Genomic DNA, 13187 nt, shown 5'->3' with positions numbered 1-13187 from the left:
TTGTCTATCCTTGCGACTGGAGAGGAATAAGTCATGCTGATTGGCGTAATCGCAGACGATTTTACCGGGGCGAGTGATATCGCCGTAACCCTGTCAAAAGGGGAAAAAGGACAAGGTGGGTTAGCAACAACTCAGTATCTCGGTATTCCTCAGCATCCCGCAGGCCCTGAAGTTGAAGCCGGGGTTATTGCTTTGAAAAGCCGTTCTATCCCCGCTCAGGATGCCGTTGAACAATCACTCGCTGCTTGTGAATGGCTACTGGAGCAAGGGTGTGAGCAGATAGTTTTCAAATATTGCTCAACCTTTGATTCAACAGATGAAGGCAACATAGGACCTGTAACGGATGCCTTGGCGCAGCGGCTTCAAGTCCAGCAAGTTGTCATGTGCCCCTCCTTTCCTGCTATGGGGCGCACCCTTTATCAGGGGCATCTCTTTGTTAACGACAAACTGCTCAATGAGTCAGGCATGGAGCACCACCCATTGACGCCGATGAAAGACGCCTGTCTGCTGCGCGTGCTTCAACGCCAGTCGCGAAATGCGGTCCTCAATATCGCTTGGCAAAAGGTCTGTGAGGGGGAGATTGCCCTTCGCCAGTCAATGGATGCAGCGGGAAACGGTGAGCGCTGTTTACTCCTCGTCGATGCTATCTGCGAAGAAGATCTTATTACGATTGGGCGAGCCAGTAGAGGCGTGCGTCTACTCACGGGGGGGTCGGGTATTGCCCTTGGGTTAGGGCACAACTTTATTCAAGAGGGGAGGGCAAAGGGCAAAAAAACAACGCTTCCCTTGGTTAATGGGCCAGAAGCAATTTTGGTTGGGAGTTGTTCAGGGGCAACGCGCGGGCAGATTGAAGAGCATCAAAAAGAACATCCCGTCCTGATGGTCGACGTAAAAGACGTGCTCACCGGAAAAGTCGGTGCCGATCAACTGGTTGAGTTTATCAATCACCATCAGGGGAAATCACCGCTGGTTTATTCTTCTGGCACACCTGAGTCAGTAAAGAAAATACAGCAGGAGTTTGGACGAGAAAATGTGGCGGCAGCGCTTGATAATTTGTTTGGTGAAACCGCGAAGAAACTGGTGGCAACTGGAACCCGGCGTATCATCGTCGGCGGTGGGGAAACGTCTGGAGCCGTGGTCAGCGCGCTTAATCTCCACGCACTCACGATTGGTGACGAGATAGATATCGGTGTTCCTGCGATGGTATCCAAAGGCAACAATCCTCTTGCCCTGGCGCTCAAGTCCGGCAACTTTGGGGGGAAAGATTTCTTTTCCAAAGCGGTCAAAGCCCTACAGGGCCAGTAATGGAGTAGGCCAATAACGAGGAAAGCAATGTATAAAAAACCACACCGTAATGTGGTTCACGTTGATGAAAAAGTCCTGGTCTAATGTCCAGGACTTTTATCTTATGGGATTAGCCTCATTAAGAAGTGATGACTCTTGCGGATTTCTCAGGTCGTCGCATCATGTTATCGAGTCGTTCGCAGAGATTAATGTTGGGTAATGGCCTCTTTCTGCGAGGGTGTTTTACCAAATAATTCATTCACTTTATTTTGGCGCACCAGTATTGCCAGAGCGATAACGCCCACAAGTGCCAGGCAACTCGAAAGAATAAAAGCCGATTGGTAACCTCCACCGTACTGGATGAGCAATCCAGTAATACTCGGTGACAAGATCCCGGCCAGATTGGCCAACAGATGCACGAATCCACCTGCGGTACCTATACGATGGGCGGGTACGATATCTTGTAACAATGACCAACAGGCCTGCGGTGTCATATAAGCAAAAATACTGGCGACAGTAATGAGCGCCACCGCGCCAGCGGTGTTTCGGGTGTAAGCCGTCATTAGTACGCAACCTGCAGCGATAGTAAGGCCCGTGAAAATGACGGCCTTACGGGAAAATAAGAAATTGCCGCTGCGGCGATACAGTATATCGGTGACGATACCGCCGCCAATAAACCCTGCGGTCGCCCCAAGCCAAGGCAGTATGCCAATAATGCTCATGCTCTTGATATCCAGATGCTGAAAGTCAGTGAGGTAGCTTGGCAGCCATGACAGGAAGAAATATTGAATGTAATTGAAGCAGAAAAAGGCCGCCGCAACGCCCAATACCGGTTTGGAAAAAACGTAATACCACAGTGTATAAGTATCTTCTTGTTTCTTATCTTGAGTGAATGTTGTGGCTGGGCGGTCTCTGGCAATGAGCGCTTTTTCGGCGTCAGAGACTCTCGGGTGCTGTTCGGGTTTGTCCGTGAACAATAGCCTCCATGCGGCCAACCAGACGAAACCCAGCGCAGCAATCACAACAAAAGCAATGCGCCAGCCGAAGTTCAGCCCCACGAGGCCGACAATGGGTGCGGCAATCGCCGCCCCCAACGGTTGTCCGGCATTGGTGAAACCGACAGCTCGCCCGACTTCCTTACGTGGGAACCAGTTGGAAATAGACTTATTGGTGGTGGTTCCCATAGGCCCCTCACCGATACCAAACAGAACGCGTACGATCAGCAAGTGCGTGAAACCTGTTACCAATGCCGTTGCGCCACAGAATACCGACCAGAACGCGGCAGCAAAGCTGAATACTTTGCGAGGACCGAACTTATCGGCACTCCATCCGCCGATAAAGCAGAACAGGCAGTAACCGATAAAAAATGCGCTGAACAACACCCCCATTTGAGCATCATCGATGTGCAAATCGCCCTTAATCATCGGCGCCATGACGGATAAAGCGGCGCGATCCAGATAATTGAGCATGCCCGCAAAGAACAATAATAGGGCAATCACGACGCGATAATTCGATTTACGCATGAGTCACCTCCGCGTTCAATGATAGCGTTTGTGAGCTGATGAGGTACTTTTTCAACACCACGGGAGAGGGCTCAAATCCCAGCCCCGGCGTTTCCGGTAAGGTCATCTGCGGCGTGAAATTTAGCTGCGGATACAGAGCTTCCTGCCACTGTATATAAGGCACTTCCAGACTCACGCTTTCGTCCAGCGTGGCAACCAGTTGCGCGGTCGCCATCAACCCTGCGCCATAGTAAAAACAGTGGGGAACCACATGAACGTGATATTGCTTCGCTAACGCGAAAACTTGCAGCATGGCGGTAATACCCCCGACTTTACTGACGCTTGGTTGCGCAACATCGATTGCCCCATGTTCAAAATGTTCAATGAACCCTTTTACGCCCGCGGCATTTTCACCTGCGGCAATGCGCGTTCCCTGTTTTCGGACTTCAGCCAGACCTGCTAAATCATCCGGCGGCCAAACCGGCTCCTCCAGCCATCCCAGATTGAGAGGATGTAAAGCCTTCGCATGGGCGATGGCATCTGTGACGCTCCAGGGACAATTTACATCAACCATCAACTCGGCATCTGCAGGAAGGATTTCCCTGGCGGCGGCAATAGCCTGATAAGCCGTTTCATGTAATTTAATCGCGCGGAAACCGGCCTGATACGTGCTCATTACCTTTTCTGCGACGCGTTTAGGACAATTACCGTAACTCACCAGACTGGCGTAAACCCCGATTGTTTGACGGCTGGCCCCTAATAGTTGCCAAAGTGGCTGGTTCCTGCTTTTTGCAAGTAAATCCCACAGTGCAATGTCGATAGCAGAAAGTGCAAACATGATGGGTCCAGTTCGACCAAAAGCATGGAAGTTAATTTCCGCTTGTTGCATCAGTGTGGCAATGTCGCATGGGCTTTGCGGACAGGTCTGCCCAAGGAAAAACTTGCCGACAAGCCCGCTTAGCGCCATTTCGGTTATGGGATTAGCAAGATGTCCGAACCCTTCACCCCAGCCGTGTAAGCCAGTGTTTGTGCTGATTTTTACCAGCAAGGTTTCCATCTTTGTTAACTCGGGAGATGCCGCATTATAAGCATCAGTGTGGGTATCAGATGTTTTTCCCCTGCCACTGCTGAAAGGAATAGCAACGCGCAATACCTCGATTTTGGTTATTTGCATCATAAAATCCTGTTTGTAGAGCCCGCGGCGTCGCGATTTATAGTGTTGTAATGGAAATGACGCGGGAGGAAGATCGGATAATTTATTCGAATTTAAAATGACTGAAAAAGAACTTATCAGTTTGTGGAATCAGTCTAAGGCGCGGCGATCCACAAGTTAACAGGCTATGGCCTAATTATTTATGAGGATTGAAAGGGATTTTTGTGCAAATGAATGAAGAGGTGAGAAGTCAGTCACGAAAGGCATACTCCTTTGAGGACCTGACACATTCCAAATGCCAGATAGCAAAAATCTGCCATAAGACTAACGCTCATGCTAAAAAAACATCACATCGGTATTAACGGTAATTATTGAGTCATCCCGAATACATACTTTTTATACGTTTTTTTACCGAAGGTAACAGGTCGGCTGTATATCTTGGCAACGGGCAGACTCTGCGGCAAATTTGGAAACAGTCATCCCGCACAGTGAAGAATATGGACGATCCCGGTTACAAATACTGGGGTTTAATTTTTTTTCTAATGTGATATTTTTATGTGGATGTCGTGAATCCCCCTATGCGGTGGGGCTAATCAACTACTTTGCTTCAATGTTATAAAGCACGCGGACCCGGGTTAGTTGGCCAACGGTTCACTGGGAGGCACCCAGCACTACAACATCAAATACTTAAGCCCCAATCTTAATCGGTTGGGGCTTTTTGCTATGTATTAAGCAACTCAATCTATAAGCGATAATATTTTCATTATGTTTCCAACTTTATAGCCTGGTCATTGCTGCTATAAAAAATAATTTCTTGTCTAATGATTTTGTAAACCCTATTGATTCAATGAAATAGAAAAGATAAAGACAGTAGACAAACGTCAAGTAACCCACCGTTATTATTAATAATTGCAATATTAACAGTGTGCGCATAGGGTGATATTGAGGCAGGGAGGTCGAGGCATAAAGGCTAATTGAATGAGAGCGTACGGCAATGATCAGTTTCTTGACCTTAGGCACATCTTGCCGCTTATTAATTGTACAAACATTAATGCAAACTAAACGAATATTTTATTCACAGTATAAAATAATTTTTGTTAACTTTTAATTTAACGTTATTACCAATTAGCAACACTTAAACATTAAGTAATAAACATTTTTAACACATCCTCGACAGACGATTTATCCTTGTTTTTTTTAAGGAGAACGTAAAATGTTAACTCGTCGTGATATGTTGAAAATGTCTGCCGCTGGCGCCGCTACAGTCGGTCTTACTGGTGCGGTTATTAATAAAGCAGCCGCAGATGATAACCGTAATATTGTTCCACCTACGACTTATCAGCCTGGTCACAATGCCAAGAGCATCTACAAATACAAGTTTTCGGACAGTGAGAAACGCAGTCTGCCGGGTGGGTGGGCGCGTGAGGCGACGGTAAAACAGTTTCCTATATCAGAAGGTATTGCCGGTGTTGATATGACATTAGAAGCCGGTGCGGTACGAGAGTTGCACTGGCATGCCATTGCGGCAGAATGGGCTTATATGATTTCGGGTAAAGCACGTATTACCATTATAGATCCCGAAGGAACGTCAGAAGTTGCCGACTTTAGCAAGGGTGACGTCTGGTATTTCCCAAAAGGCTACGGTCATTCTATTCAGGCATTGGAAGGCGGCGCGCATTTTATCCTGACCTTTGATAATGGTCATTTTTCTGAGTTCGGGACGTTCAGTATTACCGACTGGATCGCCCATATGCCCAAAGAAGTTCTGAGTAAGAGTACAAATTTACCCGCGTCGATCTTTTCCAAGGCCAAACAGGGAGAAGCTTATATCGTGACCGGTCGTGTTCCGCCCGCTCTCCCGTTGGCACGAAATAACGGTGGCCGAGATGATTCCCCGCTTAAACACCACTACCCCATGATGAGCGTGCCGCCATTTTTTGAGAGCGACGAAGGTAGCGTGCATATCGTTTCATCAAAAGAGTTTCCGGTGTCTAAGACAATCACCGGTGTCATTGAAATAATGAAACCCGGTGCGGTGAGAGAAATGCATTGGCATCCAAACGCCAATGAGTGGCAATATTATATTTCTGGAAAAGGCCGCATGACGGTATTTAGCTCACACGGTCACGCCGAAACCGAAGAATACGATGCCACCGATGTAGGCTATGTTCCGCAGGGTTTCGGACACTATATTGAGAATATCGGCGATGAGGACCTTGAAGTTCTGGTGATATTGGATAATGGTATCTATCAGGATATTTCGCTCTCAGACTGGCTGGCGAAAACCCCAGCGTACGTATTGGCCGATAACTTCAATAATAATGAAGCCGATTGGAACGCCCGACCGGCCGAGAAGCTGGTTATCTCAAAGGGCGCGAAGTCATAGGGCTTTAGTTTCCTCAACTATGGCCTTAGGTGTCTAAGGCCATTTTTTACACATGACCGAGCTCTAACAGGCAGTAAAATGATTCAGAACGCCTAAAGTCCTTTCTATACTGTCATGATGATTGATGGGAGATGTTTGTCGTCATTAGCCGTACATCAGCCATACTGGCTCAAATACCCTTCTATCCTGTTATGCTGTTCTTCTTTAAATAATCCCGTTACAGGCGATTAAATCCCCCCTCAATCAGTCTGGTTCGCTCTATTTAGAGAATCGACCAGCACGCATTTTAAGGAAAGCGTATGACTCACCCTAGTATTACCGAGAAACGTGCCATCTTTCGTGACCTGCACAAGTCAGGATGCTTTGTGTTACCTAATCCCTGGGATGCCGGCAGTGCCCGTATATTAACCGAACTTGGATTCAAAGCCCTGGCCACGACCAGCTCCGGTTATGCCTGGTCGTGCTCACGTGCAGATGGCCAGTTAAGCCGTGAAGACATGCTGGAACACATGCGTTACATGGTTGAGGCCACAGATCTGCCCGTGAGTGCCGATTTTGAAAGTGGATTTGCTGCTACAACCTATGACCTGGCCGAAAGTGTGCGTTTGGCCGTGGAGACTGGGGTAGCTGGGATTTCGATTGAGGACTCTACCGGGGACCCACAGTCCCCGCTGAGAAGTATCACTGAGGCAGTAGAACGGATGCATGCAGCACGCGCTGCGATTGATGCAGCAGGCGGCGATACACTGCTTGTCGGGCGGGCTGAAAACTTCTTTGTGGGCCTACCTGACCTTGACGATACGATTAAACGACTGAAAGCTTATGCAGAGGCTGGAGCCGACTGTTTATACGCACCGGGGATCAAAACGCGTGAACAGATCCGTGCAGTTGTTGCAGCCGTTGCTCCCAAGCCTGTTAACTTATTGATGGGCTCGAACAGTGACATGACAGTAAAGGAGATAGCCGATCTGGGCGTGAGGCGTATCAGCGTCGGGGGTGGCCTGGCGCGGGCAGCAATGGGAGGATTTATACGAGCTGCACGCTCAATAGCTGAAGAGGGGCGATTCGATGCCTTTTCAGAAACCCCCTCGGCTGCGGAGCTTAACGCACTTTTCGGCAGTAAAACTGATCTGTAACTGATTTACTAGGGTGGAATATAAAAAACCACCTTTCGATGGGTGAGAAATCCCGTGTTAACAAATCCAGTTTGTAGCTATTGGCTGGCCAAATTATTCTGAGTCAAAAAAACAGCAGGGTGACCTTATGATATTCAATTGGTTTAAAGAGTGTTGACTATTTAATATAAAAACCTATCGCTTCGTTTAAATATTAAGCGTGTCATTCATACTGTGTAATCATTTTTACACTAAGGGTGTCTGATATTTTAAAATATCGACCATTCTCATTTTATGTAAAAATGAGGTTTACACGATTATTTCATTAGGCTTAAATTTTTTGGCGAGATCCCTGGCTTAAAAGGAGTGGGTATTAAAGGGTTGATGCCCACCGATGAAAGTCGATGACAGTACTGCAAATTCTCACTGTGAAGGTACTCAAAGAAAATATCTCCATTACTTTTATCATCAAATAGTTGGTCTCCGTCTCGGAACTGTGTAATTGAGACTTTATCCCCATTGGGTAGATGTGAAATGTTTTGACCAGAAGCAATAACAAAATTCGATTGAGACCACATTAACATGCTCAACCCATAGTTTGCGCGAACCACTGTCATTGGCGGACGGCCTAGACATTCAATGTTAAATTCTTTTTCAACTGCCCCAAATGCTGAACTCGCATGCCAAAGAATACCTACACATAACAAAATATTAAACTTCATTGTGGGACCCAAACAGGGGTATTAACCCCGTACTGATGGCGTTGATAGAAGATAAATTTTTAACAAAAATTGATGTTAAACACTTCTCATATTTGTATCAAATAACGCAATGTATTAATGATAAATTACGTAAATGCAGTTATATGAAAGCAATATTTCAAGCGGTGATACGTCACATAAATCAAAAAAACACTGCCGATGCTAATTTTATTGCAATAAGGACCATGATGAACTCTATCCGGTACATCATCGGATTTACCGCTGAACACCATGACCGATAAGGCGCATTTCGCGACTATATTCAGTTGAGGAAGTGTGTGACTGCCTATAGAACCGCTCTGATTTATCGAAGACGGTCCATTAACCTATGAGATCTCAGTGGCTATAACCAGTTCAACCTCGAGCTGGGCGATTTCCTGCTGAGCGGCAGGTGAAAAATGTGAATCGGTAATAATGCTGTCGAAGCGGGTCAACGGCAGGGCGAGAAAGGTCGCCACTTTATTGTATTTTGAGCTATCAGCCAGTAAGACAAGCTTGCGACTGCTGTGGCTGGCCGATTTTTTGACGGAGATTTTCTCTTCATCGGGCGTAAAACTGCCGCGCACGTTCCAGCAAGAGGCAGAAAGAAAAGCGATGTCGATCGACAGGCCGTGCAAGGTCTTAGCCGCTGTTTCCCCTACGCAAGAACGGTTAGATCGCGACAAGGTTCCACCGGTGTGCAACATGCGACACTGACTGTTATCGATCAGATAATTGGCAATGGCGAAGTCATTGGTCACGATTAACAAATCTTCACGCCAGGCGAGTTCTTTTGCCAGCATTAAGGTCGTGGTTCCTGCGTCAAGATAGATGCAGCTGTTAATCGGTATATTGCGCGCGGCGGCTTTACCAATTGCCTGTTTTTCCAAGCTAAACATCGACGACTTATCGAGATGCGAAGGCTCGCTGGAAATACGCTCGGTGGACTGCACCCCGCCGGACACCAATAGCACATTGCCTTGCTCTTCAAGTTTTTGCAGATCACGACGAATGGTCATGTGCGACACCGCAAGCCTTTCCGTCAACTCGGAAATACTGACCACGCCCCGCTCATGGACCAACGCCAAAATTTGTTGATGTCGTTCTAAGGGGATCATTATTTCTCCAGATAATAAATAGCTGACAGAGCAAAGTGTAAATCAGGCATCCGCATCGGTACCACATAATTTATCATATTCTAACAGCCTAATATCATCAAAGGGGAGGCATCTGATAAACAAAACTCATTTATTCAATAATTTAGTAAAAACTCACTATTTCACAGATGTTAAATATTGTGCTTATTAGCGCCTCTTCTGTTCATTATTGTGAAGCTGGTCACTCTAATTACCCAATCTTATGCCTATAGTTCACACAGAAAAACAAATCATCACTAAATTTAACACGAGGTTCGTATGTCAAATACAACGACGTTGTCTGTATGTGTCGTAGGTCTGGGTTCGATGGGAATGGGGGCAGCACAATCTTGTATCAAGGCGGGCTTGACCACTTATGGCGTTGACCTGAATCCTCAGGCTTTACAAACCTTACGTGACAGCGGTGCAAAGGCGGCGGAGACCAATGCTACTGATTTTGCTGCCGAACTGGACGCGGTGGTGGTGCTGGTCGTGAATGCGAAACAGGTTAAGCAGATCCTTTTTGGTGATAACGGATTAGCCAGCAAACTTAAAGCCGGGACGCCCGTGATGGTGTCCTCGACCATTTCCTCACAGGATGCACAAGACATTGAACAGCAACTGGCTGCTTATCAGCTCATCATGCTCGATGCGCCGGTTTCTGGCGGTGCTGCCAAGGCGGCAGTGGGGGAAATGACGGTTATGGCGTCCGGTAGCGATCGCGCCTTTGATTTACTGGAGCCGGTGCTAAATGCCGTAGCCAGTAAAGTTTATCGTATCGGTGCTGAAATCGGTCTGGGTTCGACAGTTAAAATTATTCATCAGCTGCTGGCGGGCGTACACATCGCTGCCGGGGCGGAGGCGATGGCACTCGCAGCGCGTGCGGGCATTCCGCTCGATACCATGTATGACGTGGTCACCCACGCCGCGGGGAATTCGTGGATGTTCGAGAACCGTATGCGCCATGTGGTCGACGGCGATTACTCACCAAAATCAGCCGTGGATATTTTCGTTAAAGATCTCGGCCTGGTGGCTGATACCGCCAAGTCACTGCATTTCCCGCTGCCTCTGGCCTCGACGGCATTAAATATGTTTACCTCAGCCAGTAACGCCGGTTTTGGTCGCGAAGATGACAGTGCGGTGATCAAAATATTTAGTGGTATTACCCTGCCAGAAAAACAGGAGCCTAAATAATGTATCTCGGAGTCATTGCTGACGATTTCACGGGCGCCACGGATATTGCCAGTTTTCTGGTCCAGAACGGCATGTCGACCATTCAGGTCAACGGTGTTCCGACCGATGCGCTGAATATTGCCGCTGACGCGGTGGTCATCAGCCTGAAATCCCGATCCTGTCCGGCTGAGAAGGCAGTTGAGGATTCGCTGCGCGCGCTGAAATGGCTACAGCAACAAGGATGTGAACGGTTTTATTTTAAATACTGTTCCACCTTCGACAGTACATCAAAAGGCAATATCGGGCCGGTAACGGACGCCCTGTTGGAGGCACTGGGGGAAACGCAAACAGTGATATCGCCCGCTTTACCCATCAATGGTCGCACTGTTTATCAAGGCCACCTGTTTGTGATGGATCAGCTGCTTTCCGATTCTGGTATGCGCCACCATCCCGTGACGCCGATGACTGAAAGCAACCTGTTGCGTCTTATTGAAGCTCAGGGCAAAGGTAAATCCGGTTTAGTTACCAGCCAAACCCTGGACGCCGGCGCGCAGGAAGTTCGGCAAAAAATCGCTACGCTGGCTTCTCAAGGCGTGCGCTACGTGGTGCTCGATGCTTTAAACGAACAGCATCTGGTCACTCAGGGACTGGCATTGAGTCATATGAAACTGGTCACCGGCGGATCGGGACTGGCAATGGGGCTGGCGCGTGCAAGAGCAAACGCCACGCATGACAAATCCGCCGCAGAGTCGGCAGGTTTTCCTACTGGCAAACAGGCAGTGGTGCTCTCGGGTTCCTGTTCCACCATGACGAATCTTCAGGTTGAACACTATCGCCAACAGGCACCCGCCAAGGCTATCGATATTGAACGAGTACTGCAAACGCCATCAGAGTACGCGCAGGAGCTGTGTGACTGGGTGGCAGACAACAGCGGTCTGCCGTTGGCGCCACTGCTTTATGCCACCGCCAAGCCGCAAAAGCTTAAAGAGATTCAAGATAAGTACGGTGCACAGAAAAGTAGCGAAGCGGTGGAGGCATTATTTGTTCTGGTTGTCAGCGAACTTCAACATCGTGGCTGGCAGCGTTTTATCGTCGCGGGCGGCGAGACTTCGGGGGCTGTGGCCCAGACGCTGGGGGTCGACATCTTCCACATCGGCCCAGTCATCTCGCCGGGCGTTCCCTGGGTCAAGGGCGTGACGCAGCCTATTTCACTGGCGCTGAAATCCGGTAATTTCGGCGATGAAAACTTCTTTGCCCGTGCACAGACGGAGTTTCCTGTATGAATGAACAACAAGCTCGTGAAGAGATGGTCCGACTCGGCGCGTCATTTTTCCAGCGCGGATATGCCACCGGATCGGCGGGTAATTTATCGGTGCGACTGGATGATGGCAATTTACTGGCGACGCCAACCGGCTCTTGCCTGGGAGAGTTGGATGCCAGCCGCCTTTCCGTGGTAACTCCAGAAGGGGAGTGGCTAAGCGGCGACAAACCATCGAAAGAAATCAGCTTTCATCGGGCTATTTATCTGAACAATCCAGCCTGCGGTGCGATTGTGCATTTGCATTCGCTTTATCTGACCGCGCTTTCTTGCCTTGAAGGATTAAACAAGAATAACTGCATTCGCCCCTTTACGCCCTATGTGGTGATGCGTGTGGGCGACGTGCCGCTGGTGCCCTATTACCGTCCGGGCGATGCACGTCTGGCGGAGGATCTGGCAAAGCTGGCCCCACATTACAAGGCTTTCCTGTTAGCTAATCATGGTCCGGTGGTGGTAGGTAAATCCTTGAAAGAAGCCGCTGATAACACAGAAGAGCTGGAAGAAACTGCCCGATTGATCTTTACGCTGGGCGACCGTCCGATCCGTTATTTGAACGATGCTGAAGTTGCAGAATTAAGGAACTGATATGCCTAAGTTTGCTGCCAATATCTCGACCATGTTCAACGAATATCCATTTTTAGAACGCTTTGACGCCGCCGCCGCAGCGGGTTTCAAGGGCGTGGAGTTTTTATTTCCCTATGAGTACGAGATTGACGTCCTGAAACAGGCGCTAACCCGTAATAATTTGCAGATGGTGCTGTTCAATACTGCGCCGGGTAATACACAGGCGGGGGAGTGGGGCGTTTCGGCTATTCCGGGGCGCGAAGCCGAAGCGCGCGCCGATATCGATCGCGCTCTGGAATATGCGCTGGCGCTGGGCTGCGCGCAAATCCACATTATGGCCGCGACGGTGCCTGCTGAGGCCGACCGTGAAGCCTATTGCCGCACCTTTATCGACAACCTGCGTTATGCTGCCGAGCGTTTTGCCCCACACGGTATCAGCATTCTGCTGGAAGCGTTAAATCCAAAAACCAAACCGGGTTACCTTTATTCCAGCCAATATCAGACGCTGGAAATGGTTAAGCGTATCGATCGTCCGGGCGTATTTACTCAGCTGGATCTATTTCACGCTCAGTTAGTGGACGGCAATTTAAGCCATCTGATCCGCGAATATTCAGGTCAATACAAGCATATTCAGATTGCTTCTGCGCCTGACCGCCACGAACCCGATGAGGGCGAACTGAATTATCCGTGGTTATTCGAGCTAATAGACTGCAGCGGATATCAGGGATGGATCGGTTGCGAATATATTCCGCGTACCACCACGCAGGAAGGCCTCGGCTGGTTTACCCCCTACAAATAAGCGTCATTATGCATCAA

The 13187-nt window shown here is 48.6% G+C and carries 11 protein-coding genes; 7 read left to right on the top strand and 4 right to left on the bottom strand.

Annotated features, from left to right (window positions below; all coding sequences use genetic code 11):
* Window positions 1-33 precede the first annotated feature (33 nt).
* Window positions 34-1305 (top strand): 3-oxo-tetronate kinase, encoded by a 1272-nt coding sequence (otnK, locus tag GA565_RS24590; RefSeq protein WP_152201981.1) that lies wholly within the window; start codon window positions 34-36, stop codon window positions 1303-1305.
* A gap of 185 nt (window positions 1306-1490) precedes the next feature.
* Here otnK (GA565_RS24590) and GA565_RS24585 read toward each other — a convergent pair whose 3' ends face one another.
* Entirely contained in the window at window positions 1491-2807 is a 1317-nt protein-coding gene (locus GA565_RS24585) for an MFS transporter (RefSeq protein WP_152201979.1), read from the bottom strand.
* Window positions 2800-3963 carry a mandelate racemase/muconate lactonizing enzyme family protein gene (locus GA565_RS24580; RefSeq protein ID WP_226951073.1) on the bottom strand — a complete coding sequence of 388 codons (1164 nt, stop codon included), beginning with the start codon at window positions 3961-3963 and terminating at the stop codon, window positions 2800-2802. Before GA565_RS24580 ends, GA565_RS24585 begins: the two co-directional genes overlap by 8 nt.
* 1189 nt (window positions 3964-5152) lie before the next feature.
* Here GA565_RS24580 and GA565_RS24575 point away from each other — a divergent pair.
* Both GA565_RS24575 and GA565_RS24570 read left to right on the top strand, forming a co-directional pair.
* Window positions 5153-6325, top strand: a complete 1173-nt coding sequence (locus GA565_RS24575) for a cupin domain-containing protein (protein WP_152201977.1) — start codon at window positions 5153-5155, stop codon at window positions 6323-6325.
* Between the two features lie 299 nt (window positions 6326-6624).
* Window positions 6625-7461, top strand: a complete 837-nt coding sequence (locus GA565_RS24570) for an oxaloacetate decarboxylase (protein ID WP_152201975.1) — start codon at window positions 6625-6627, stop codon at window positions 7459-7461.
* 296 nt (window positions 7462-7757) lie between these two features.
* Here the strand turns inward: GA565_RS24570 and GA565_RS24565 are convergent, their stop codons facing one another.
* Window positions 7758-8162, bottom strand: coding sequence for a hypothetical protein (locus tag GA565_RS24565; RefSeq protein ID WP_152201974.1), 405 nt, complete (start codon window positions 8160-8162; stop codon window positions 7758-7760).
* Between the two features lie 365 nt (window positions 8163-8527).
* Entirely contained in the window at window positions 8528-9298 is a 771-nt protein-coding gene (locus GA565_RS24560; protein ID WP_152201972.1) for a DeoR/GlpR family DNA-binding transcription regulator, read from the bottom strand.
* A 297-nt stretch (window positions 9299-9595) separates the two neighbouring features.
* Here GA565_RS24560 and ltnD point away from each other — a divergent pair, with 297 nt between their 5' ends.
* From ltnD to GA565_RS24540, 4 genes are read left to right on the top strand one after another with little or no spacing between them, the layout of a single operon-like run.
* Window positions 9596-10510 (top strand): L-threonate dehydrogenase, encoded by a 915-nt coding sequence (gene ltnD, locus GA565_RS24555; protein WP_152201970.1) that lies wholly within the window; start codon window positions 9596-9598, stop codon window positions 10508-10510.
* Entirely contained in the window at window positions 10510-11772 is a 1263-nt protein-coding gene (gene otnK / locus GA565_RS24550; RefSeq protein WP_152201969.1) for a 3-oxo-tetronate kinase, read from the top strand. The genes ltnD and otnK (GA565_RS24550) overlap by 1 nt, the downstream gene beginning before the upstream one ends.
* Window positions 11769-12392: an aldolase gene (locus tag GA565_RS24545; protein ID WP_152201967.1), complete on the top strand. Its 624-nt coding sequence runs from the start codon at window positions 11769-11771 to the stop codon at window positions 12390-12392. Before otnK (GA565_RS24550) ends, GA565_RS24545 begins: the two co-directional genes overlap by 4 nt.
* Before the next feature lies 1 nt (window position 12393).
* Window positions 12394-13170, top strand: a complete 777-nt coding sequence (locus GA565_RS24540) for an HPr family phosphocarrier protein (protein ID WP_152201966.1) — start codon at window positions 12394-12396, stop codon at window positions 13168-13170.
* Window positions 13171-13187 lie beyond the last annotated feature (17 nt).

The sequence above is a fragment of the Rouxiella sp. S1S-2 genome (assembly GCF_009208105.1).
Lineage (GTDB): Bacteria > Pseudomonadota > Gammaproteobacteria > Enterobacterales > Enterobacteriaceae > Rouxiella.
Note: the sequence above shows the minus strand (reverse complement) of the source record. Positions and strands in the feature narration are given on the sequence as shown.

What these genes read in the sequence shown, in the direction of transcription:
- ltnD (WP_152201970.1), top strand. Translation starts at nt 9,596, where the DNA reads ATGTCAAATACAACGACGTTGTCTGTATGTGTCGTAGGTCTGGGTTCG.
- GA565_RS24585 (WP_152201979.1), bottom strand. Translation starts at nt 2,807, where the DNA reads ATGCGTAAATCGAATTATCGCGTCGTGATTGCCCTATTATTGTTCTTT.
- GA565_RS24575 (WP_152201977.1), top strand. Translation starts at nt 5,153, where the DNA reads ATGTTAACTCGTCGTGATATGTTGAAAATGTCTGCCGCTGGCGCCGCT.
- GA565_RS24580 (WP_226951073.1), bottom strand. Translation starts at nt 3,963, where the DNA reads ATGATGCAAATAACCAAAATCGAGGTATTGCGCGTTGCTATTCCTTTC.
- GA565_RS24570 (WP_152201975.1), top strand. Translation starts at nt 6,625, where the DNA reads ATGACTCACCCTAGTATTACCGAGAAACGTGCCATCTTTCGTGACCTG.
- GA565_RS24540 (WP_152201966.1), top strand. Translation starts at nt 12,394, where the DNA reads ATGCCTAAGTTTGCTGCCAATATCTCGACCATGTTCAACGAATATCCA.
- GA565_RS24545 (WP_152201967.1), top strand. Translation starts at nt 11,769, where the DNA reads ATGAATGAACAACAAGCTCGTGAAGAGATGGTCCGACTCGGCGCGTCA.
- otnK (WP_152201981.1), top strand. Translation starts at nt 34, where the DNA reads ATGCTGATTGGCGTAATCGCAGACGATTTTACCGGGGCGAGTGATATC.
- otnK (WP_152201969.1), top strand. Translation starts at nt 10,510, where the DNA reads ATGTATCTCGGAGTCATTGCTGACGATTTCACGGGCGCCACGGATATT.
- GA565_RS24565 (WP_152201974.1), bottom strand. Translation starts at nt 8,162, where the DNA reads ATGAAGTTTAATATTTTGTTATGTGTAGGTATTCTTTGGCATGCGAGT.
- GA565_RS24560 (WP_152201972.1), bottom strand. Translation starts at nt 9,298, where the DNA reads ATGATCCCCTTAGAACGACATCAACAAATTTTGGCGTTGGTCCATGAG.